Here is a 20589-nt window from a genome sequence, read left to right on the forward strand (position 1 = left end):
TCAGCGGCCCCCTTGTTCCGGCGGCATGCAGTCGTCCTGGGGGGGCGTTCCGGCGGGCAGGTAGCTCTTCGGGACGACTCCGCAGACGTAGTTGTCGAACCAGCGGCCGTTGCCCAGGGTGTTGCCGACGAGCCGGTTGTAGGAGCCGGCCAGCGAGAGGACCTTGTCGAGGCTCTTGCGGTTCTTCACCAGGACGGCGGTGACCCGGCCGAGCGAGTCGAGGGTGGGTTTCAGCTGCTTGTCGTTGTCCGTGACGAGTCCGGTGAGCTGGGTGCCGAGGTTCCGGGTCCCGGTGAGCAGCAGGTGGATGGAGTCGCGGCGGGCCTGGATCTCGCCGAGCAGCAGGTTGCCGTCCTCCAGCAGCGTTTCGAAGCTGCTCTTCTTGCCGGCGAGGGTCTTGGTGAGCTGCTTGCTGCCCTTGAGGAGGGTGGCGAGCTGGGCGTCGCGCTCGGAGACGGTCTTCGACAGCGCGGAGAGTCCGTTCGCGGCGCTGCGTACGTCGGGCGGGGAGTCCTTGAAGGTCTCGGAGATCGTCTCGAAGCTCTTGGCGAGCTGGGCGGTGTCGATCTCCCCGATGGTCTCGCCGAGCCCGTTGAACGCCTGGGTGACGTCGTACGGGGAGGTGGTGCGGTTCGTGGTGATGCGGGAGCCGGGCTTCTGCGGTGCGTCGCCCAGCGGGTCGACGGCGAGGTACTTGTCGCCCAGGAGGGTCTTGACGGCGATGCCGACGGTGGAGGAGTCGCCGATCCAGGCGTCCTTCACCTTGAAGTCGACCTTCACCTTGGCGCCGTCGAGCGAGACTCCGGTGACCTCGCCGACCTTCACACCGGCGATGCGCACCTCGTCGCCGTCGCCGAGTCCGGCGGATTCGGTGAAGTCCGCGGTGTAGGTGGTGCCGCCGCCGACGAAGGGCAGCGCGTCGGCGCGGTAGGCGGCGAGGCCGAGCAGGGACAGGACGAGGAGGCCGATGATGCCGACGGCGACGGGGTTGCGTTCCCGTACGGGCTTGATCCTCATGACAGGCACCTCGGCTGGGTGATCGCGATGCCGGTGGGCGGGGCGCTGCCGTCCTGGTTCGTCACGCCGCTGACCTTCGCTTCGCAGAGGTAGAGGTTGAGCCATGAGCCGTACGAGGTGAGGCGGGTGATGGCCGCCATCTTGGCCGGCGTCTTCTGCAGGAAGCTCTCGATCTTCGGCGCGTTCGCGTCGAGCTGGCCGGTGAGGCGTCCGAGCTGGGCGATGTCGTCCTTGAGCGGCTTGCGTCCGTCCTGGAGGAGGTCGGCGGTGACGGTGGTGAGCGCGCCCATCGCCGTCACCGCCTCGCCGAGCGGTCTGCGGTCGCCGGAGAAGCCCGTGACGAGCTTCTGGAGGGTGACGACGAGGTCGTCGAAGCCCGCCTCCCGGTCGTTGACGGTCTTCAGGACCGTGTTGAGGTTCTTGATCACCTCGCCGATCACCTTGTCCTTGGCCGCGACTGTGCCGGTCAGTGATCCGACGTGGGAGAGGATGCTGTCGACGGTGCCGCCCTCGCCCTGGAGCACCTGCACGATGGAGCCGGCGAGCTGGTTGACGTCCGGCGGGGACAGCCCTTCGAACAGTGGCTGGAAGCCGTTGAAGAGCTGCGTCAGGTCGAGCGCGGGCGTGGTGCGGGAGAGCGGGATGGTGGCGCCCGCGGCGAAGCTCCGGCCGACGGGTCCCGCGCCCTGGTCGAGGTCGATGTAGCGCTGGCCGACCATATTGAGGTACTTGATCGACGCGGTCACCGACGCGGGCAGCTTGCGGCCCTTGCGTACGGCGAATCCGACCTCGGCGAGGCGTCTGTCGGCGACCTCGACGGACTCGACCTGCCCGACCTTGACCCCGGCGATCCTGACGCTGTCTCCGACGACGAGTCCGGTGGCGTCGGTGAACCGCGCCTTGTACGTCGTGGTGTCACCGACGCCCGTGTTGGCGATGGACAGGCCGAGGACGGTGGTGGCCAGGGCCGTCACCACGATGAAGACGATCGACTTCGCGAGGGGTCCCGCGAGGGAGCGGCGCTTCACTTGAGCTTCACCTCCGCGCCGCGGAAGGCCGGACCGATGAGCACGCTGCTCCAGTCGGGCAGGGTCTGCGGCTGGACTTCGAGTGAGGGGGCGACGAGTTCGTTGACGAGCCGGCTCTCCTGGGGGGAGTTGGGCATGCCCAGGGCGCCGGTGGTGGTGGCGGGTTGCCGTGGCTCCTCGCCGGCGGTGTCGTCCGTGGCGGGGGCGGTACGGGTGTCGGCGGTGGGTGCCGCCTCGCCGACGTACGGCACCGAGTAGCAGTGCGGGCCGCCGGTGGCGTCGTAGACCGGGGTGTCCCGGCCGGCCACGTATCTGCCCTTCGACTTCACGGACTTGACGGTGACGTGCAGTCCGGGCTCGTCGGTGCCCTTGCCGAGCGCCTTGTCCATGGCGGGGACGAAGCCCGCCATGGTGCGCAGGGTGCAGGGGAAGGCGTCCGAGTACTCCGCGAGGAGTTCCAGCGTCGGCCGCCCCGATGCGGAGAGCCGGATGAGGTTGTCCTTGTTCTCCTGGAGGAAGGACGTGACGTCCCGGGCGGAGGTGGTGGTGGAGCCGTACAGGTCGGCGAGTTCCGCCTGCTGTTCGGCGAGGGTGCCGCTGGTGGTGGTGAAGTCGGTGAGTGCGTCGAGGACGTCGGGGGCGGCGTCCGCGTAGAGCGTGCTCACCTTGACGAGTTCCTTGATGTCCGCGTTGAGCGTGGGCAGATGCGGGTTGAACTCCTTGAGGTGGGCGTCGAGGGTGACCAGGGTGTCGCCGAGCTTGTCGCCGCGTCCCTGCAGTGCCTGCGAGACGGCGTTGAGGGTGGCGGCGAGCTTCTGCGGCTGCACGGCGGTCAGCATCGGCAGGACGTTGCTCAGGACTTCCTCGAGCTCGATGGCGTTGCTGGAGCGGTCCTGCGGGATGACGTCGCCCGCCCGCAGGGTCCGCACGGAGGGGACGGGCGGCGGGACGAGGGCGACGAACCGTTCCCCGAAGAGGGTGGTGGGCAGCATCTGGGCGGTGACGTCGGCCGGGATACGGCCGAGCCGGTCGGGGCGGATGGCGAGGGTCAGCCGTGCTCCGTCGGCGTCGGCCGCGATGTCGCGCACCTGGCCGATGACGACCCCGCGCAGCTTCACGTCGGCGTTGTCGTGCATCTCGTTGCCGACGCTCCCGGTGCGTACGGTCACGGTGACGTCGTCGGAGAACTCCTTCTCGTACACCGCCACCGACAGCCATACGAGGAGGGCGGGCACGAGCACGAAGGCCACGCCGGCGAGTCTGCGGCGCACCGTCTGCGCCGTGGAGGAATGCATCAGCCGGCCACCTTCACCGTTGTCGTCGCGCCCCAGATGGCGAGCGAGAGGAAGAAGTCGGTGACGCTGATCAGCACGATGGCGTTGCGCACCGACCGGCCCACGGCCACGCCCACCCCGGCGGGGCCGCCGGTGGCGTGGAAGCCGTAGTAGCAGTGGGCGAGGATCACCAGCACGCTGAAGATCAGCACTTTGAGCACCGACAGGAGCACGTCGTCCGGGGAGAGGAAGAGGTTGAAGTAGTGGTCGTACGTGCCCGCGGACTGTCCGTTGAACAGGACCGTGACGTAGCGGGACGCGACGTACGAGGAGAGCAGCCCGATCGCGTACAGCGGGATGATCGCGACGACGCCGGCGATGATCCGCGTGGTGACGAGGTAGGGCATGGACCGGACGCCCATCGCCTCCAGGGCGTCGACCTCCTCGTTGATCCGCATGGCGCCGAGCTGGGCGGTGAAGCCCGCGCCGACGGTCGCGGAGAGGGCGAGACCGGCGACGAGCGGGGCGATCTCGCGGGTGTTGAAGTAGGCGGAGATGAAGCCGGTGAAGGCGGAGGTGCCGATCTGGTTGAGAGCCGCGTACCCCTGGAGGCCGACGACCGTCCCGGTGGCGAGGGTCATCGCGATCATCACGCCGATGGTGCCGCCGATGACCCCGAGGCCTCCGCTGCCGAAGGCGACCTCGGCGAGGAGCCGCTGGACCTCCTTGAGGTAGCGGCGCAGGGTCCGCGGGATCCAGATCAGTGCCCGTACGTAGAAGGTGAGTTGCTCGCCCGATCGGTCGAGTCTGCTGAGCAGCGACATGGGTCAGCTCCCCTTCGCGGGGACGATCTGGAGGTAGATCGCCGTGAGGACCATGTTCACGAAGAACAGGAGCATGAAGGTGATGACGACGGACTGGTTGACCGCGTCGCCGACGCCCTTGGGTCCGCCGCGCGGGTTCAGTCCGCGGTAGGCCGCGACGATGCCGGCGATGAACCCGAAGATCAGCGCCTTTAGTTCGCCGATGTACAGGTCGGGCAGCTGGGCCAGGGCGGAGAAGCTGGCGAGGTAGGCGCCCGGGGTCCCGCCCTGCATGATCACGTTGAAGAAGTAGCCGCCGAGCGTGCCGACGACCGAGACCAGTCCGTTGAGCAGGACGGCGACGAGCATCGTGGCGAGGACCCGTGGGACGACGAGGCGCTGGATCGGCGAGACACCCATGACCTCCATCGCGTCGAGCTCCTCGCGGATCTTCCGTGAGCCGAGGTCGGCGCAGATGGCCGAGCCCGCGGCTCCGGAGATCAGGAGCGCCACGATGAGCGGGCTGGCCTGCTGGATGACGGCGAGGACGCTGGCACCGCCGGTGAACGACTGGGCGCCGAGCTGTTCGGTGAGCGAGCCGACCTGGAGGGCGATGACCGCGCCGAACGGGATGGAGACGAGGGCCGCGGGCAGGATGGTGACGCTGGCGACGAACCAGAACTGCTCGATGAACTCCCGTACCTGGAAGGGCCGGCGGAAGACGGCCCGGGTCACCGCCGCGGCGAGCGCGAACAGCTTTCCGGTCTCGCGCAGCGGGGTGAGCAGCCGGGACGGCGCCTTCCGGGGCGGCGGCGGGCCCAGGGGGATGCGGCGCGCCGGCTCGACGGGCGGCGGGGCCGTCATGGGCGCCCACCGCCCGGGGTCGGCGTGTAGCTGTTCATGATGGCCGTACGGGCGGCGTCCGGCAGCTGGCCCATCATCGACATGACCCGCTCCCGGCGGCGCAGCGCGCCCTGCCGCACGGGCATGCCGGGCGAGGGCTCCAGCTGCGGTACGACGGTGCGCGGTGCGGCGCCGCGGTGGAGGCCGTTGCCGTTCATCTGCTCGGCGGCGAGGGTGGCCGCGTCCTTCTCCTCGGACATCCCGATGGGGCCTTCGCGGCGCCCGGAGAGGAACTGGGCGACGACGGGGGTGTCGCTGGTGAGCAGGACCTCGCGCGGTCCGAAGGTGACGAGGTTGCGGCAGAACAGCATGCCCATGTTGTCGGGGACGGTGGCCGCGATGTCGAGGTTGTGGGTGACGATCAGCATCGTCGCGTCGATCTGCGCGTTGAGGTCGATGAGGAGCTGCGAGAGGTACGCGGTGCGGACCGGGTCGAGTCCGGAGTCCGGCTCGTCGCAGAGGATGATCTGCGGGTCCAGCACGAGGGCGCGGGCGAGACCGGCGCGCTTGCGCATTCCGCCGGATATCTCGCCGGGCAGTTTCTCCTCGGCGCCGAGGAGACCGACGATGTCGATGCGCTCCATGACGATGCGGCGGATTTCCGACTCCTTCTTGCGGGTGTGTTCACGCAAGGGAAAGGCGATGTTGTCGAAGAGCGACATCGAGCCGAAGAGGGCGCCGTCCTGGAACATGAGACCGAACAGCTTCCGGGTCTCCATGATCTCCCGCTCGGGGCTGTTGACCATGTCGACGCCGTTGATGAGGACACGGCCCTGTTCCGGCTTCAGCAGACCGATGATGGATTTGAGGAAGACCGTCTTCCCGGTGCCGGAAGGGCCGAGCATCACACTCACCTCACCGGCCGGCAGCGTGAGGCTGACGTCCTGCCAGATGTTCTGCTTGCCGAAGGACTTCGTCAGGCCTTCGACGACTACTTCGATTCCCATCGGCCCTCCTTCGAAGGGGTGATGAACGACGTCATCTGTCAGCGCTCCGGCTCTGAGAAATCCAATGGCGACTCGTCACGCATGCACCAGGAGGCGCACGTTATGTCCGCCGAAACCGCCAGGACAAGCCGTTGAACAGCGGAAATCGGTGAACCCAGCACTCGATGTGGATCACTTGTCACCGAGTGACAAACCCACGCGGCGGCTTTGTCGAAATCTGCGCAGGATCTCCGGTGTGCGAGGAGGGGTTCCGCGGCCCAGGGGGGCCTGAGCCGCGGAACCCCGACCACGGTGCACCACCGTCCGGATGGAGGGTTCGGGCCGGCGGTGACTCCCGTGGAGTCCAGGTCAGAGGGATGCGACCAGGACTCCACGCACATCGGACAAGCAGCGAAGGACACACGTTTCCGAGCTGCTCAACTGGACGCTACGGGTGAGTAACCTGAATTTGCAATACTGGGTGCGCTTTTTCCTGCACTCCTGTTCCGGAGGGGCGGATACTTGTCCGTGGGTGAGTGTTCGGTGCGCGAAACCTGTAATAAATTGAGGAGTGCATACCCTCGGACCGGCTCCGAACAGGGAAAAGGGTGAGCTCTCCCGGTCCGTGACCGGGAGAGCTCAGGTGTACGGCGCGGTTTTCGGCACGCGTCCGCCGTACGGGAAAGGTAATGCCTCGCCGAGCCCTTATCTTTCGGGCACCGGAATCTTCGGCGGGCAGTCAGGCCCCTCGGGGTTCGTCGCCACGCACAGCGGCGCCTGCGTCATCTTGGTGAAGTTGTCGGCCTTCTTGCCCGCCGTGGAGATCGCGGCGGTGAAGACCGCGTCGAGGTCCTCGTCGACACCGCACCCCTCGAAGGGCGGGATGTGCGCGTAGCCGGTCAGGCTCCCGCCGAAGGCCACGAGGTATCCGGACTGCGGATAGCTCTGGCCGTATCCCCTGAGGACCTGCTCGAAGGGCCGCGCCGTACGGCAGTTCGGGCCCACGTCCATCGGGACGCCGTTCACCTCGACGTCGGACAGTCGCATGGAGAGCTGGGCCGTGACCGTCGTCTCCTCGGGGTAGGACGGCGTGTTCGTGACCGTGTGGGTCTGCACGGCGGCCGGCGGCCCCACCTGTTCCAGGACCATGGTGGCGCTCGTCGGCATGAACCCGTAGGTGAGGAAGGTGGCTCTGGACGGCGGGAGTTGCCTGCGGCCCTCGTACTCGAACTCCACCTCGGAGGTCACGTCGACCGTCGCGGCGCAGGAGTCGTTGATGTAACGCTTGTTCAGGACCACCTTCATGAACGCGGGCCCCAGGGCCGCCGCACCGTCCAGCTTGACGGCGTTGGCGTATCCCGCCGCGTAGGTCTCCGCGGTGGTCATCACCCACTCGGGCGGGATCTCGATCGGGCAGCTGTCGGGTTCCTCCCCGTCCAGGGCCTCGGCCCCGTCGGTGAGTGCCTCGATCCGCTGTTGCACCGAGGGTGAGAGGCCACCCCCCGGAGCGGTCGGTTCCGGGGACGGTCCGGGGCTGCTCGGCCCGGGGTCGGGCACCTCCGCGCCGGTGTCCCCGCGGACCGTGATCCCGGCGAGCGTGGACTCCTCGCCCTCGGCCGGTTCGCAGCTGACGTCGAGGCCGGGGGGTGTGGTCGGGGCGCCCTCCGCCGTGAGCGCGGACAGGGCGAGATCGAGACCGGCCGGCGCGAGTGCGGCCTGTCCGGGACTGCCGAACGAGACCGTGGGCACGTCCCCGGTGGCGGTGAGGACCACGCCTCCTGCGGTGGGGACGGCCACGGCGGGTGCGGCCAGCCCCTGCCAGGGGGCGTCGGCGGACTCGTCGCCCTGGGTGGCGCGGACCGTCAGCCCGGCGACGGCGGAGAGGGTGGAGGCCTCCGTGTCGGTGAACTGCGTGAGCGCCGACTGCGGCAGGCGCACCTCGACCGACACCCGGTCGGGCTGTACCGGCTCGCCCGCCCGTACCGACACGGGGAGCACCGCCGAGACCAGGATGTCCACCTCCTCGGTACCGGAGGGGAAGGGGCAGGAGTAGGTGAGCTCCGTCTGGGACTCCTGCTGGGCTGCCGCCGATTCGGCACTCGGGATGAGTGCGGTGGCGACGACGAGCGCCCCGCCCACAGCCAGGTGGAGCGGCCGTCTCGCTGCGGCCCGTACGTCGACGGTCATGCGGATGTGTCCTTCCGGCGCGCGTGGACGGGGTCGGGGTGTCGAGGCGGCAGCCGCGCGACCGGGCCCACTGTCGGTATCGGCCCTGCCGGCAGACCCGGGACGGTCCCTACCGGCCGGTACGCTACGCACGCCGGTGACCCTTGGGAAGGGCCAGGTCATCGATCCGCGCACCGGCCCGCGGCCTTTGGCAGGGGATGACAAAGCGAGGCCGGCGACTTGTCGGACGATGCGTGATTTCCTGGCTCCGTGCGGGTGCCCGGCCACCGGGTGCGTGGCCGGGCACCGTTCTCACTTACGGACCTTCGGCGGAATCGTTCAGCTTCCGACGATGACCGGGGACTTGCCCGTGGCCGTGCTCACGATGGTGTAGAGCCCCGCGAAGCTGGCCGACGTGCCGACGATGCCGCAGCCGCCGCCGACCTTGTTGGTGATGGTCAGCGTGAGCCCGCCGCCGGCGGTGTTCAGGGTGCCGTTCGCTCCTCCGCTGGTCGGGTTGTTGTACTTGGCCGCGACCTTTCCGGATGCCTTGAAGCTGCAGGGACCGAGGATGCTGCTCCCGGCCACCGTCGCGTTGATGGCCCTGACCTCACCGGTCGTCTGGCCGGTGGAGTTGGTGCCGGCGCCCGCCGCGTAGTCGAGGCCCCAGATCTCCCACGACGGCGTGGTGGTCACGGTCCAGGTCGAGCTGAACGGCCCGGTGCACGGCGAGTTGAAGGAGATCGACGTGATGGACGCGAGCTTGGCGGGGCTCCCGCTGACCGGGGACGTCGGTGCCGTTCCCCCTGCGGCGGAGGTCGCACACTGGATCTTGTTGCCGTTGTTGTCGGTCAGGGCGGTCACTCCCGCTTTCCCGGTGAAGGCTCCGGTCGGCGTGATGGACCAGCTGGTCGGCGCCGCGACGGCCGACGGGGCGGCCAGGGCGACGGCCGCCGCGGCGGCACCGACGGCGGTCAGGACGCTGGTTCGCTTGAACATGGAATTACTCCCTTTTGTTGTCCCGCTGGGGATACTGAACGTGAGCACCGGAAGGCCGGCGTCACGGTTCGAACTGGACCGGGAGGCGTTTCCGCTGTTTCTTCGATGCGGATTGCCGTGAGGGTTTTCGTCACTGGTGATCACCCGGAAGAGGCGGCTCATTCCGGCGATCTCCTGCCGTGGTGCACAGATACGCCCGAGGGCGGGAGGAGTCTTTGCGCCGATCCTGCGTCCCGCACCCTACTCAGCAGTACGGTAGCCGAGCCGGGTGTCGGCGGGAAGAGTAATTTCTACGTATTCTCGCCGACTTCCCAACGGCCTCGGATTCGACCACGAATGGGCAGCCGAATTCACGGACCGTCGACCAGGTGGAGTGAATCGCGGGCGTGGCGCAGAAAGGCGCACGAGCCACGACCGGAGAATGGACCCCGCACCGGCCGGCGGCGCGGGGAGGGAACGGTGGGCCTGCCGTGCGACGGGCCTACCGCACGGCGGAGTGCCAGAACTGCGACAGCTTCTTGCCCTCGTCAGGTGCCAGGGAGACCGGGTCGTACGGGCTGGCGAAGTAGGTCGACGTGTCGTTCAGCGTCACGTCGTTGTTCCCGGCGGCGGAGGGCAGCCCGGTCTTCAGGTTGACCGCCCAGTCCAGGAGGCCGGCACCGCATCCGGTGGCTCCCGGAACGGCGAACGCGGCGTCGTTCTGGTCGGCGCCGGCGAAGGTGTAGCGCCCCATCTCGCCGGTATCGCTGGGGGTCCCGTTGCCCTCGAACTGCTGGAGGGAGAGCGAGGGTGCCGTCACGTTCGCCGGCTTCAGAAGCACCGGGTTGGACGTGGATCCGATGTAGCACTTGTCGCCGAGCAGCGAGTTCCGCAGATGAATGCGTACGGGAATCGTGAGAATCGGCTCGCCGGTGGAGAAGGCGGCGGACATGTGGAACTCCCGGGGCGCCCCGGCGGGTTCGATGGTGGCCGTCACCCGGTTGAGGTCGTTGTCCGCGAGTCCCCGGCAGATCGGGGACACGACGGGGACACCGCTGGGGCACATCAGACCGAGCAGACCGCCGGGGATCTGCGCGGAGTCGGCGACCAGCGCGCCTCCGGCGGGGGCCACCAGGCTCGTCGTGCCGTCGCTGCGCTGGATCACCCCGAGCTGGAGGTCCGTACGGCCGGTGGTCACCTCGGTGTTGCCCAGCTTGATGGAACCGCTGGACGAGGTGGAGGAGATGCACGTCGCGATGGTGTTGATGCCGTCCGCCGCCAGCATGGCGGGGGCGTCGACCGGACAGCGGTCGAACGGCGCCCAGTGGCCGTTCAATTGACTCGCCGCGGTGGCCGAGCCCATCGAGAACACCACTGCGGACGCGGTGAAGGCTGCCAGCGCCCCCACACGGGTTCTGGTCGAAACGGATCTCATGTCGTCCCCTCTTGACTGTCGCCGAAAAAGACGGCCCGGTGCGCGAAGTTGATTGGTCCATCGATACGTGCCGGCGCGAGGGATGGCGTGCGCAGACAGCCGATGTGGCAGTGCGTCGTGAGTGGCGCGGAACGCGGAAGAGCTGAGGTGACTAATTCGGGCGGATTCCATGCTCGAATTGGCCGAGCCGTGATGTTACTCGCCGGAAACACAGGGGCACAATCCTGTCGCTCTAAGATCTTTTCGAGCCACGGAATTTGATCCGGAAATGAGCACGGGCATGGGTGTCACTTGTCAACGGATGCGCAGATACGGGAAAGAAGGAGGTCCGAACGGGTTCGCCCCATGATCGCGATGACGCTTTCCGTCAGGCGCGGCCGGCGTCCCGGTCAGGCAGCCCTGCCCCGCAAGCCGCAGTTACCGAGGGTTACTTACCGGCTCGACGGGCGGACGGACGGCCGAAAATATTGTCCGGAAGTGAGTACTCCCGCCCCACCTGCACAGGAGCACCGCAACGAGGCCCCGATGCGTGGCCCTTGCACTTCCGCTGTGTGCAAGTGATGGGCACACTCCCCGAGTTGGTCTATCTTCGTCGCCGAAGTTGGTATACACCTGTCGGTCCGTGAGAGCGCTTCCCCCACCGCCTCACCCGCGCCGGGCACCGGAGAGCAAAGGGGACAGATATGCGAAGACTCATAGAGCCGCTGGATACCGGTGACCCCCTGGGGCCTCTCCCCCAGGAATTCGCCGCCATCATGCGACCCGAACTGCCCAGTCTCATCAAAGAGATCGGCATGGAAGTCACCCGCGCCTATCCCGAATACGCGCGCCTCCTGAACGGGCCCAACGAGCAGGCCATCCGGGTGGGCGTGGAGCAGAGCCTCTCCTCGTTCGTCGACCTGGTCGCCGAACCGTCCACCTCCACCGGGCTGCGCGACGACATGTGCCGCAGGTTCGGGCGCTTCGAGGCCTACGAGGGCCGCGGCATGGACGCCCTCCAGGGGGCCTACCGGCTGGGCGCGCGGATCGCCCTGCGGAGGGCGAAGAAGGTCGGCCGGAGCTACAACTTCTCGCCGACGTTGATGCTGAGCTTCGCGGACGCGCTCTTCGCCTACGTCGACGAGCTGGAGTCGCTGTCCCGCGAGGGCTACCTGGAGGTGCAGGCCCAGTCGGACCAGCAGGGTGAGGCCATGCGCCGGCGGCTCCTGCACCTGATCCTGGCCGGGCGGCCGACGCCCCGTACCGCCATCGCCGAACTGTGCGAGCAGACCGGCTGGGCGCTGCCCGAGCAGGTCACGCTCGTCGCCGTGCGCACCCCGGTGGGCGTGGACCCCGCCGACCTGCCCCGTGACGTCCTGGTCGACCTGGGCGATCCGCAGCCGCACCTGCTCGTCCCGGGCCCGCTCGACGAGGCCCGGCGGGACATGCTGGACCGCGCTCTGACCGGCACCCGTGCCGCGATCGGGCTGACCGTACCGACCGCCGACGCCTCCGACTCGATCAGATGGGCCCGGCGGGTCGTCGAGCTCATCGACTCGGGCGTCGTGGACGACACACCCGTCGTCCGGTGCGAGGACCACCTCATCACGCTGTGGCTCCTCTCGGACCCCGCCCTCCTCGACCAGCTCGCCGAACGCGAACTGGCCCCGGTCTCCGGCATCAGCGCCAACCGGCGCGAGCGGCTGATCGAGACGCTCCGGATCTGGCTCGACACCCGGGGTACCGCGGCCCAGATGGGAGAGCTGCTGAACGTCCACCCCCAGACGGTCCGCTACCGGATGCGCAGCCTTGAGTCCATCTTCGGCGAGCAACTGGTCGACCCGGAGAGCCGGTTCTCCACCGAGGCCGTACTGCGCGCTCTGCGGTTACGCGCCCGGAGCGAGGACTCCACGAATTGACGCCGCATCACAAGTATTCGTAAAGAGTCAACTTACTACTGAGTATCGCGAAATAGACGGTCAGTCCCAAACGGTTGCGACACGGAGACGTTCTCAACGAGAAACCCGGAACTGCGTCCCGTACACATGGAGGAAGAGATGGCCCACCGGCCGTCACGCGACACCGCCTCCTGGCCGACCACCCGAGAGGGAAACCCATGACCGCCTCGCACCTCCTCGTCCCCGTGCCGATCCCGGACCGGGTCGCGGCGCTGATCGGGTCCTGCATGCCGCAGCACATCCTGGCGGCGGAGCTCGACGCCCACTGCGCCGCCCGCGAGGTCCGCAGGTTCCGCGGACCGCGGCTCGGGGTCGAGGACCAGGCCGACCGCGAACAGGCGCTGTCCGAGCTGGCACGGGCCAACAAGGTGCTGTCCGCCCACCACCCCCTGCTCGCCGTGCGCCCGGGCGGAGTCTGGTGACGCTTGCGAAGACACGGCGGCCCGCTTACCTTACTCTGAAGTAAGTTGACTCTGGAGTAAGGATTTCCGTGGCCGACAACAGCAACGGTGACCTCACCGACGAACTGGCCGGGCTCGACTTCGCGGCCGTCTCCCCCGAGGAGTTCGCGCGGATCGTCAAGGGCCTGTCCCCGAAGCAGCTCACCGAGTTCATGCGGGGAGAGCTGCGCACCCGGGTGCTCGGCGAGGTGTTCGGGCGCATGCGGCAGCAGTTCCGCCCCGAGGCGGCCGGGCAGCTCAAGGCACTGATCCGCTGGAAGATCACCGGCGAGAGCGACGAGGTCTACGAGACCGCGATAGCCGCCGGCGCGTGCGCCGTGAGCGCGGGCCGCTCCGGCGCGGAGCCCCGCACGACGCTGGTGATGGGCGACGCTGACTTCCTCAGGCTGGTCTCCGGCAACGCCAACCCCGTGACCATGTTCATGATGCGCAAGCTGAAGGTCGCCGGCGACGTCGGCCTCGCCTCCGGGCTCACCCGCTACTTCGACATCCCGAAGGCCTGAGCCATGAGCCACTTCTCCCTCGCTCTCACCGAGGAACAGCAGGACCTGCGCACCTGGGTGCACGGCTTCGCCACCCAGGTGGTGCGCCCCGCGGCGGCCGAATGGGACGAGCGGGAAGAGACCCCGTGGCCCGTCATCCAGGAGGCCGCCCGGATCGGCCTGTACGGATTCGAGTCGCTCGCCGACATGTACGGGGACCCGAGCGGGCTCTCCCTCCAGATCGCCAACGAGGAGCTGTTCTGGGGCGACGCCGGGATCGGCATGGCGCTCTTCGGCACCTCGCTCGCGGTCGCCGGCATCTTCGCCTCCGGCACGCCCGACCAGCTCGCCGAGTGGGTGCCGCAGTGCTTCGGCGACGAGGACGACCCGAAGGTGGCGGCCTTCTGCGTCTCCGAGCCGCAGGCCGGCTCCGACGTCTCCGCGATGACGACGAAGGCCCGCTACGACGGGGTCAAGGACGAGTGGGTGCTGTCCGGGCAGAAGGCGTGGATCACCAACGGCGGGATCGCGGAGATCCACGTGGTCGTCGCCTCGGTCGACCCGTCCCTCGGTGCCCGCGGCCAGGCCGCGTTCATCGTGCCACCCGGCACCAGGGGCCTCGAAGCGAGCCGGACCATCAAGAAGCTCGGGCTGCGCGCCTCGCACACGGCGGACGTCTTCCTCGACGACGTACGCGTGCCCGGCCACTGCCTGCTCGGCGGCAAGGAGAAACTGGACGCCCGGCTCGCCCGCGCCCGGGAGCGCGGCACCGCGAAGGGCCAGGCGGCGATGGCGACCTTCGAGGTCAGCCGCCCCACCGTCGGCGCCCAGGCGCTCGGCATCGCGCGGGCCGCGTACGAGTACGCGCTGGAGTACGCCGGACAGCGGGAGGCGTTCGGACGGCCGATCATCGAGAACCAGTCGATCGCCTTCGCCCTCGCCGACATCCGCACCGAGATCGAGGCCGTACGCCTGCTGATCTGGCAGGCCGCGTGGATGGCCCGCAACGACCGGACCTTCGACGCGGGCCAGGGCTCCATGTCGAAGCTGCGCGCGGGTGAACTCGCCGTGTCCGCCACGGAGAAGGCCGTCCAGATCCTCGGTGGTGCCGGGTACAGCAGGGAGCACCCGGTGGAGCGCATGTACCGCGACGCCAAGATCTACACGATCTTCGAGGGGACGAGCGAGATCCAGCGCCTCGTCATCGCACGGGCCATCTCCGGCCGTCACATCCGCTGAGCACATCGCGACGGACGCCGCTGAGCACACCACGCCGCCGGGCACCCTCACACGGTGCCCGGCGGCATCCGTCGCACGCGGCCCCTGCACGACACGGCTCGCACAGGGCCCACGCCGCCGCCGACCACGTGTGCGCGCACCTCGACCGAGCCGCCTCCCGCCTCAGGCCGCGGCGGGGGTGAACCGGACCGGGAGCGAGGCCGGGCCACGGGTGAAGACACCCTGTTCGACGGGGGTGAAGCCGTCGGCGAGCCGTAGGTCCGGCATGGCGTCCAGGAGTTGGTTCACCCCGGTCTCGACCTCCGCCCTGGCCAGCAGCGCGCCCACGCAGAAGTGCCGGCCGAGCGCGAACGCCAGGTGGTCGGCCGCCGCGGAGAACGCGCTGGTGCTGGTGAGGTCCGTACGGAAGAGGTCGAAGCGGTCCGGCTCGTCGTAGCGGTCCGGGTCACGGTTGGCCGATCCGATGAGACAGGTGACGGTGGCACCGGCCGGTACGGTGCCACCCGTCAGCTCCACCTCCTTCGCCGTCCTGCGCATGATCATGTGGACCGGCGGGGTGTGGCGCAGGGTCTCGGCGAAGGCCCGGTCGATCAGGGACCGGTCCTCCCGCACGGCGGCGAGCTGCTCGGGGTGGGCCAGCAGGTTGGCGAAGACGGAGGCGATGGCCTTGTCGGTGGTCTCCCCGCCGGCCGCGAGGAGCAGGCTGCAGAAGGCCTTGACGTCCTCGTCGCTCATGCGTACGCCGTCGACCTCGGCGGTGCAGAGGGCGGAGAGCAGGTCGTCGCCGGGGTCCGCCCGTCGCCGCCGGATGACCGGGATCATGTACTCGGCGAACTCCTGGCGGGTCCGTTCGCCCGCGGCCGTCACGGCGGGGTCGCCCGCGAGGTTGCCGAGGAAGGCGATGACCGTGGTGTACCAGCCGTGGAAGCGCTGGTGGTCCGCCCGGTCGAGACCGAGCATGTCCGCGATGACCAGGACCGGGAAGCGGGTCGCGAACGCTTCGACGAGGTCGGCCTCGCCGGTGTGCCGGAAGGCGTCGATCAGCTCGCGGGCGTTGCGTTCGATGACGGGCAGGAACTTCTCCTCAAGGTCCGCGCCGCGGAAGGCGGGCGCGACCAGTGCCCTGCGCACGGCGTGCTCCCGGCCGCTGAGCTGCAGGATCGTCCTGCCGTGCACGGGTTCCAGCTGCCAGTCGTAGTTCTCGGTGGTGAACTCCTGGGCCTTGTCCTTGAAGACGCGCTCGACGTCCGCGTACCGCGAGACGAGATAGCTGTCCGTCGCCTCGTGCCTGATCAGAGGGGCGTGCTCACGCATGATCCGGTAGGCCCCGTAGGGGTCGGCGGCGAAGGCGGGCGAGAGAATGTCGGGCAGGGCCGATGCTTGTGACACGTGTGACTCCTGTGGGGCAGACGTCTGGATGCTCCGGGGTCGTGAACGAGCAGCGCCCACAAGGTTATTGATCGGCTGCCCCGTCCCGCACCCCCTGGGAGAACGTCATGAACCCCGCGTCCGGCAGATCCCGCCCCGCCCTCCTCTTCGTCACCGACCTCGCCTACGAGGCGCGCGGCCGCCGTTACTGCGACGAGGACATCCTCCTGACCTCCCGGCTGCGCGAGGAGTTCGACGTCGCGCTCTGTCACCCTCGGGACGCCGCGGCGCTGCTGGACGGCTTCGACGCCGTGGTCATGCGCAACAGCGGACCGGTGCTGCACTACCAGGAGGCGTACGACGCCTTCCGGGCCCGCGCGCGGGAGCTGGGCCTGTCCGCCTTCAACGCGCTCGACGGGCGCGGGGACATGGCGGGCAAGCAGTACCTGGTCGATCTGAGCCGGGCCGGATATCCGGTCATCCCCACCGTGGACCGGACGGCGGACCTCGGTCTGCTCCCCCGGGCACACGAGTACGTGGTCAAGCCGAAGCTCGGCGCGGACTCGGTGGGGCTGCGGTTCACCCCGGACGCGGTGCTGCCGGAGGGCGGCGACGGCGCACTGCTCGTGCAGCCGAGGATCGACTTCCGCTACGAGGTGTCCTTCTACTTCATCGACCAGGACTTCCAGTACGCCCTGTACGCACCGGATCCGGAGCGCCGCTGGGTGCTGGAGCCGTACGGGCCCGGCCCCGCCGATCTGGACTTCGCCCGCCGCTTCGTCGAGTGGAACACCCTCACCCACGGCATCCAGCGGGTGGACGCCTGCCGGACGGCGGAGGGCGGGCTGCTGCTCGTCGAGCTGGAGGACCTCAATCCGTATCTCTCGCTCGACCGTGTCCCGGCCGGGGTCCGCGAGGCGTTCGTGGCCCGGATGAAGGTCTCCCTGCGGAGGCTGACGGCCTGACCCGTCCGGCCTTCCACCACGTGCGGGGGTCCGTGGCCGGTGTGAGGGTGCAAGCGTGACCACTGCCAGCGAGACCTCATCCGCCGCGCAGAGTGCCGCCGCGCCACCCGTGCTCGACCCCCGCCGCAGGAACATCGTCTTCGCGACGATCGTGCTCGGAATCCTGCTGGCGGCCCTGGACCAGACGATCGTGGGAACGGCACTGCCCACGATCGTCTCGGAGCTCGGCGGTGCCGAGCACATGTCATGGGTCGTCACCGCCTATCTGCTGGCGGAGACGGTGGCGACCGTCCTGGTCGGCAAGTTCGGCGACCTGTTCGGCCGGAAGCTCATCTTCCAGATCTCGGCGGTCATCTTCATCACCGGCTCGTTCCTCTGCGGTCTCGCGTCGAACATGCTGCTGCTGATCATCTGGCGGGGTCTGCAGGGCATCGGCGCGGGCGGTCTCATGGTCACGTCGATGGCGCTGATCGCGGATGTCATCCCGTTGCGCGAGCGCGGAAAGTACCAGGGGGCGATCGGCGCGGTCTTCGGTATCGCCACGGTCGTCGGACCGCTGCTGGGCGGGCTGTTCACCGACCATCTGACCTGGCGCTGGGCGTTCTACGTCAACGTGCCGATCGCGATCGTCGTGGTCATCGCGGCCGCCCGCAACATCCCGGCGGTGAAGGCGGCCGGACGGCCGGTCATCGACTACCTGGGCATCGCGCTGGTCGCGATCGGCGCCAGCGCCCTGATCCTGGCGACGAGCTGGGGCGGCAACGAGTACGCCTGGGGCTCCCCCGTCATCATCGGTCTGTTCGTCGGCGGACTCGTCTCCCTGGCACTGTTCTGCGTGGTCGAGGTACGGGCGAAGGAACCGATGCTGCCGATGCGGCTGTTCCGGAACCCGGTGTTCACGGTCTGCTCCGTCCTCAGCTTCGTCGTGGGCTTCGCGATGCTCGGCGCGATGATCTTCCTGCCGACGTACCTGCAGTACGTGGACGGGGACTCGGCCACGCTGTCGGGGGTGCGGACGCTGCCCATGGTGGTCGGGCTGCTCGCCGCCTCGATCTTCAGCGGCAACGTGGTCAGCAGGACGGGCCACTACCGGATCTTCCCCGTCGTGGGTTCGCTGGTCATGGCGGTCGGCCTCTTCCTGCTGTCCCGCATGGGGCCGGACAGCGGGGTCTGGCTGGAGTCGCTGTACATGCTGATCCTGGGCATGGGCATCGGCCTGTCGATGCAGGTGCTGATCATCGCCGTGCAGAACACCGTCGACTACTCGGACCTGGGCACGGCGACATCGGGCGTGACGTTCTTCCGCACCCTGGGCAGCGCGTTCGGTACGGCGGTGTTCGGCACCATCTACGCGAACGCGCTGCGGCCGAATCTGACGGAGGGCGTCGAACAGGCGGCCCGGGCGGGCGGCGACCCCGCGACGCTGGTGAAGGCCGCGGAGAGCCCTCAGGCCGTGCACGCGCTCCCGGCCGAGCAGACCGCTCCGCTGGCGCAGGCGTACGCGGACACGCTGCACACGGTCTTCCTGTGGACGGTCCCGGTCGCCCTGATCGGGTTCGTCGTGGCGCTGTTCCTGAAACAGGTGAAGCTGCGCGACACCGCGCGCGGTGATTCGACCGACATGGGCGAGGGCTTCGCCCAGCCGGGCACCGGCGACTCCGCGAAGCTGCTCGAATTCTCCGTGGCCGGGGTCCTGGGGGCCGCCGGTCCCGACACGGCCAGGCGGATCGTCGCGGAGTCCGACACCCGCCTCGACATGGCGGGGGCGTGGGCGGTGATGCAGGTGGACCTGTTCACCCGGATGGTCGGCCACGCCGGCCTCAAGCTGATCGCGGCCAGGCACCGGATCCCGCCCGAGGTGCTGGTGCCGGTCTTCGACCGGATGATCGAGGAGGGCTATCTGACCGGGGACGGCCGCCTCTTCACCCACACCGCGGCGGGCCGGCGGGAAGCGGCCACGATCTCCGACGCGTGGGGGCGCTGGCTCCACGAGCGGCTGGCCGAGGACGGTGCCCGGCCCGACGACCGGCAGCTGCACGCCGCGGTCGACGTCATCGCCAAGCGGCTGCTCGCGGAGGACCTGGCGCACGAGCTGGCACCGGCGGAGCGCACGGGCTCCACGGTCTGAGATCCGGGGGCGGGGACCTGTCGTCCCTCAGTCGACGAAGACCGCCGTCGAGTAGACCCACGCCCCCTCGTGACGGACGAAGCGGCTCTTCTCGTGGAGCGAGTCGGGGCGGCCGTCGTCGGTGTAGTGGGCGCGGAAGGTGACCGTGCCGGTGGTGTGGAAGGCGCTGCCCTCGGTGGTGTCCAGGATCTCCAGGCCCGTCCAGCGCATGGACGGGTCGAAGTCGACGGACGCGGGACGGGTCTCCGGGTGCCAGGTGCGCAGCAGATAGGCGGCGTCCCGGACCACGAAGGCCGCGTACCGCGAGCGCATCAGAGCCTCGCACGTCGGGGCGGCGGCGGTGCCGGTGTGGAACCGGCCGCAGCAGTCCCCGTACGCGGCCGGCCCGCAGCAGGGGCAGGGCGAGGCGGGGGTGATCTCCCGGGAGCCCGCTCCGGTGGCGGCGGGGCCGCCCGGCCGGCGCGGGCGTGAGGTGCGTCGTGACATGCGTCCATTGTGACCCGCGGGCCGGGGTGCCCGTCGGCCCGGGGCGGCCGGGACCTGACGACTTTCGGCCCGGGGCGTTCGGGACCGACGGTCGGACCTGGCCGCCGGGGCCGGCGGTCAGGGCTTGCGGGCCACTCCCGCGTAACCGGGAATCGGGTCGTCGCCGGGGACGTCGATGACCTCGCCGAGCTCCGGCCGCCAGTCGGCGGAGAGCGAGACGCCCGGCTCGACGAGTTCGAGCCCGTCGAAGAACGCGGTGAGCTCGGCGCGTGAGCGGGGCCGCAGGGTCATGCCGCGCGCCTTGTACAGCGCACGTGCCTGGGCGGCGCCCTCGGGGTCGAAGTCGCCCGTGGTGTGCGAGAGGACCAGGTAGCTGCCGGAGGGCAGCCGGTCCAGGAGCCGGCCGACGAGGTCGGCGGCACCGTCCTCGTCGTCGATGAAGTGCAGCAGGGCCAGGAGCGACAGCGCGACGGGCCGGCTGAAGTCGAGGACCTTGCCGGCCGCTTCGAGGATGGCGTCGGGCCGGCGGGCGTCGGCCTGGATGTACTCGGTGGCGCCCTCGGGGGCGGAGCGCAGCAGGGCCGCCGCGTGGGCGAGCACGATCGGGTCGTTGTCGCAGTAGACGACGCGCGCGTCCGGGGCGGCCTGCTGGGCGATCTGGTGGAGGTTCGGCTCGGTGGGTATGCCCGTGCCGATGTCGAGGAACTGGCGTACGCCGTGCTCGGCGAGCCAGCGGGTGGCCCGGTGCATGAAGGCCCGGTTGACCCGGGCCATGTCACCGCCCCGGGCGTCCAGGGTCAGCAGCTGGCGGGCCATCTCTTCGTCGACCGGGTAGTTGTCCTTGCCGCCGAGGAACCAGTCGTACATCCGTGCGGGATGCGGCTTGCTCGTGTCGATCTCGACTGCGTGGTTCTCTTGCCCGGTCATGTCGCGCTCCGTTGGTCGGCGGTCACTCGGCGAACAGCGTGTGGGGCGAGAATATGTGGCTGTGTG

18 protein-coding genes are annotated in these 20589 nt (G+C 69.3%); 6 read left to right on the forward strand and 12 right to left on the reverse strand.

Annotation, left to right across the window (positions count from 1 at the left end; genetic code table 11):
• The 9 genes from ACFWVP_RS15715 to ACFWVP_RS15755 form a co-directional block, all read right to left on the reverse strand.
• The gene (locus tag ACFWVP_RS15715; RefSeq protein ID WP_384496975.1) at nt 1-1017 is read right to left on the reverse strand and encodes an MCE family protein; all 1017 of its coding nucleotides are present in this window, start codon (nt 1015-1017) and stop codon (nt 1-3) included.
• Nucleotides 1014-2045, reverse strand: coding sequence for an MCE family protein (locus tag ACFWVP_RS15720; protein ID WP_384496977.1), 1032 nt, complete (start codon nt 2043-2045; stop codon nt 1014-1016). The genes ACFWVP_RS15715 and ACFWVP_RS15720 overlap by 4 nt, the downstream gene beginning before the upstream one ends.
• A complete protein-coding gene (locus tag ACFWVP_RS15725) occupies nt 2042-3340 on the reverse strand; it encodes an MCE family protein (RefSeq protein WP_384496979.1) in 1299 nt (432 codons plus the stop codon). Before ACFWVP_RS15725 ends, ACFWVP_RS15720 begins: the two co-directional genes overlap by 4 nt.
• Nucleotides 3340-4143 (reverse strand): MlaE family ABC transporter permease, encoded by an 804-nt coding sequence (locus tag ACFWVP_RS15730; RefSeq protein WP_384496981.1) that lies wholly within the window; start codon nt 4141-4143, stop codon nt 3340-3342. The genes ACFWVP_RS15725 and ACFWVP_RS15730 overlap by 1 nt, the downstream gene beginning before the upstream one ends.
• Nucleotides 4144-4146: 3 nt before the next feature.
• Entirely contained in the window at nt 4147-4986 is an 840-nt protein-coding gene (locus ACFWVP_RS15735) for an MlaE family ABC transporter permease (protein WP_384496983.1), read from the reverse strand.
• Complete coding sequence (locus tag ACFWVP_RS15740) at nt 4983-5972, reverse strand: ABC transporter ATP-binding protein (protein WP_384496985.1); 990 nt, start codon at nt 5970-5972, stop codon at nt 4983-4985. The genes ACFWVP_RS15735 and ACFWVP_RS15740 overlap by 4 nt, the downstream gene beginning before the upstream one ends.
• A gap of 684 nt (nt 5973-6656) precedes the next feature.
• Nucleotides 6657-8138, reverse strand: coding sequence for a DUF6801 domain-containing protein (locus tag ACFWVP_RS15745; RefSeq protein ID WP_384496987.1), 1482 nt, complete (start codon nt 8136-8138; stop codon nt 6657-6659).
• A gap of 318 nt (nt 8139-8456) precedes the next feature.
• Nucleotides 8457-9116, reverse strand: coding sequence for a hypothetical protein (locus ACFWVP_RS15750; protein WP_384496989.1), 660 nt, complete (start codon nt 9114-9116; stop codon nt 8457-8459).
• Between the two features lie 481 nt (nt 9117-9597).
• Nucleotides 9598-10530, reverse strand: coding sequence for a hypothetical protein (locus ACFWVP_RS15755; RefSeq protein WP_384496990.1), 933 nt, complete (start codon nt 10528-10530; stop codon nt 9598-9600).
• Nucleotides 10531-11213: 683 nt separating this feature from the next.
• On the opposite strand from ACFWVP_RS15755, the gene ACFWVP_RS15760 reads away from it, so the two are divergent.
• The 4 genes from ACFWVP_RS15760 to ACFWVP_RS15775 all read left to right on the forward strand — a co-directional run bounded on the left by ACFWVP_RS15760 (nt 11214) and on the right by ACFWVP_RS15775 (nt 14649).
• Nucleotides 11214-12428, forward strand: a complete 1215-nt coding sequence (locus ACFWVP_RS15760; RefSeq protein ID WP_384496992.1) for a PucR family transcriptional regulator — start codon at nt 11214-11216, stop codon at nt 12426-12428.
• 197 nt (nt 12429-12625) lie between these two features.
• Nucleotides 12626-12889 carry a hypothetical protein gene (locus ACFWVP_RS15765; RefSeq protein WP_384496994.1) on the forward strand — a complete coding sequence of 88 codons (264 nt, stop codon included), beginning with the start codon at nt 12626-12628 and terminating at the stop codon, nt 12887-12889.
• Between the two features lie 68 nt (nt 12890-12957).
• On the forward strand, nt 12958-13431 hold the full coding sequence (locus tag ACFWVP_RS15770; protein WP_384496996.1) for an SCP2 sterol-binding domain-containing protein: 474 nt from the start codon (nt 12958-12960) through the stop codon (nt 13429-13431).
• A gap of 3 nt (nt 13432-13434) precedes the next feature.
• Entirely contained in the window at nt 13435-14649 is a 1215-nt protein-coding gene (locus ACFWVP_RS15775) for an acyl-CoA dehydrogenase family protein (protein ID WP_384496997.1), read from the forward strand.
• A gap of 162 nt (nt 14650-14811) precedes the next feature.
• Here ACFWVP_RS15775 and ACFWVP_RS15780 read toward each other — a convergent pair whose 3' ends face one another.
• Nucleotides 14812-16038: a cytochrome P450 gene (locus ACFWVP_RS15780; protein ID WP_384496999.1), complete on the reverse strand. Its 1227-nt coding sequence runs from the start codon at nt 16036-16038 to the stop codon at nt 14812-14814.
• Nucleotides 16039-16145: 107 nt separating this feature from the next.
• Here ACFWVP_RS15780 and ACFWVP_RS15785 point away from each other — a divergent pair, with 107 nt between their 5' ends.
• Together ACFWVP_RS15785 and ACFWVP_RS15790 are read left to right on the forward strand one after the other, a co-directional pair.
• Complete coding sequence (locus ACFWVP_RS15785; RefSeq protein WP_384497001.1) at nt 16146-16982, forward strand: hypothetical protein; 837 nt, start codon at nt 16146-16148, stop codon at nt 16980-16982.
• 55 nt (nt 16983-17037) lie between these two features.
• Nucleotides 17038-19110, forward strand: a complete 2073-nt coding sequence (locus ACFWVP_RS15790) for an MDR family MFS transporter (protein WP_384497003.1) — start codon at nt 17038-17040, stop codon at nt 19108-19110.
• Between the two features lie 27 nt (nt 19111-19137).
• On the opposite strand, the gene ACFWVP_RS15795 is transcribed toward ACFWVP_RS15790, so the two are convergent.
• Nucleotides 19138-19596: a YchJ family protein gene (locus tag ACFWVP_RS15795; RefSeq protein ID WP_384497005.1), complete on the reverse strand. Its 459-nt coding sequence runs from the start codon at nt 19594-19596 to the stop codon at nt 19138-19140.
• A 117-nt stretch (nt 19597-19713) separates the two neighbouring features.
• Nucleotides 19714-20523, reverse strand: a complete 810-nt coding sequence (locus ACFWVP_RS15800; RefSeq protein WP_384497007.1) for an SAM-dependent methyltransferase — start codon at nt 20521-20523, stop codon at nt 19714-19716.
• Nucleotides 20524-20589 lie beyond the last annotated feature (66 nt).

Source organism: Streptomyces sp. NPDC058637 (assembly GCF_042717325.1).
Taxonomy (GTDB): domain Bacteria; phylum Actinomycetota; class Actinomycetes; order Streptomycetales; family Streptomycetaceae; genus Streptomyces.

Excerpts from the sequence above, each read along its gene's own strand:
- ACFWVP_RS15795 (WP_384497005.1), bottom strand. The coding sequence starts at position 19,596 with ATGTCACGACGCACCTCACGCCCGCGCCGGCCGGGCGGCCCCGCCGCC.
- ACFWVP_RS15755 (WP_384496990.1), bottom strand. The coding sequence starts at position 10,530 with ATGAGATCCGTTTCGACCAGAACCCGTGTGGGGGCGCTGGCAGCCTTC.
- ACFWVP_RS15735 (WP_384496983.1), bottom strand. The coding sequence starts at position 4,986 with ATGACGGCCCCGCCGCCCGTCGAGCCGGCGCGCCGCATCCCCCTGGGC.
- ACFWVP_RS15745 (WP_384496987.1), bottom strand. The coding sequence starts at position 8,138 with ATGACCGTCGACGTACGGGCCGCAGCGAGACGGCCGCTCCACCTGGCT.
- ACFWVP_RS15740 (WP_384496985.1), bottom strand. The coding sequence starts at position 5,972 with ATGGGAATCGAAGTAGTCGTCGAAGGCCTGACGAAGTCCTTCGGCAAG.
- ACFWVP_RS15750 (WP_384496989.1), bottom strand. The coding sequence starts at position 9,116 with ATGTTCAAGCGAACCAGCGTCCTGACCGCCGTCGGTGCCGCCGCGGCG.
- ACFWVP_RS15725 (WP_384496979.1), bottom strand. The coding sequence starts at position 3,340 with ATGCATTCCTCCACGGCGCAGACGGTGCGCCGCAGACTCGCCGGCGTG.
- ACFWVP_RS15775 (WP_384496997.1), top strand. The coding sequence starts at position 13,435 with ATGAGCCACTTCTCCCTCGCTCTCACCGAGGAACAGCAGGACCTGCGC.
- ACFWVP_RS15765 (WP_384496994.1), top strand. The coding sequence starts at position 12,626 with ATGACCGCCTCGCACCTCCTCGTCCCCGTGCCGATCCCGGACCGGGTC.
- ACFWVP_RS15785 (WP_384497001.1), top strand. The coding sequence starts at position 16,146 with ATGAACCCCGCGTCCGGCAGATCCCGCCCCGCCCTCCTCTTCGTCACC.
- ACFWVP_RS15715 (WP_384496975.1), bottom strand. The coding sequence starts at position 1,017 with ATGAGGATCAAGCCCGTACGGGAACGCAACCCCGTCGCCGTCGGCATC.
- ACFWVP_RS15730 (WP_384496981.1), bottom strand. The coding sequence starts at position 4,143 with ATGTCGCTGCTCAGCAGACTCGACCGATCGGGCGAGCAACTCACCTTC.
- ACFWVP_RS15800 (WP_384497007.1), bottom strand. The coding sequence starts at position 20,523 with ATGACCGGGCAAGAGAACCACGCAGTCGAGATCGACACGAGCAAGCCG.
- ACFWVP_RS15760 (WP_384496992.1), top strand. The coding sequence starts at position 11,214 with ATGCGAAGACTCATAGAGCCGCTGGATACCGGTGACCCCCTGGGGCCT.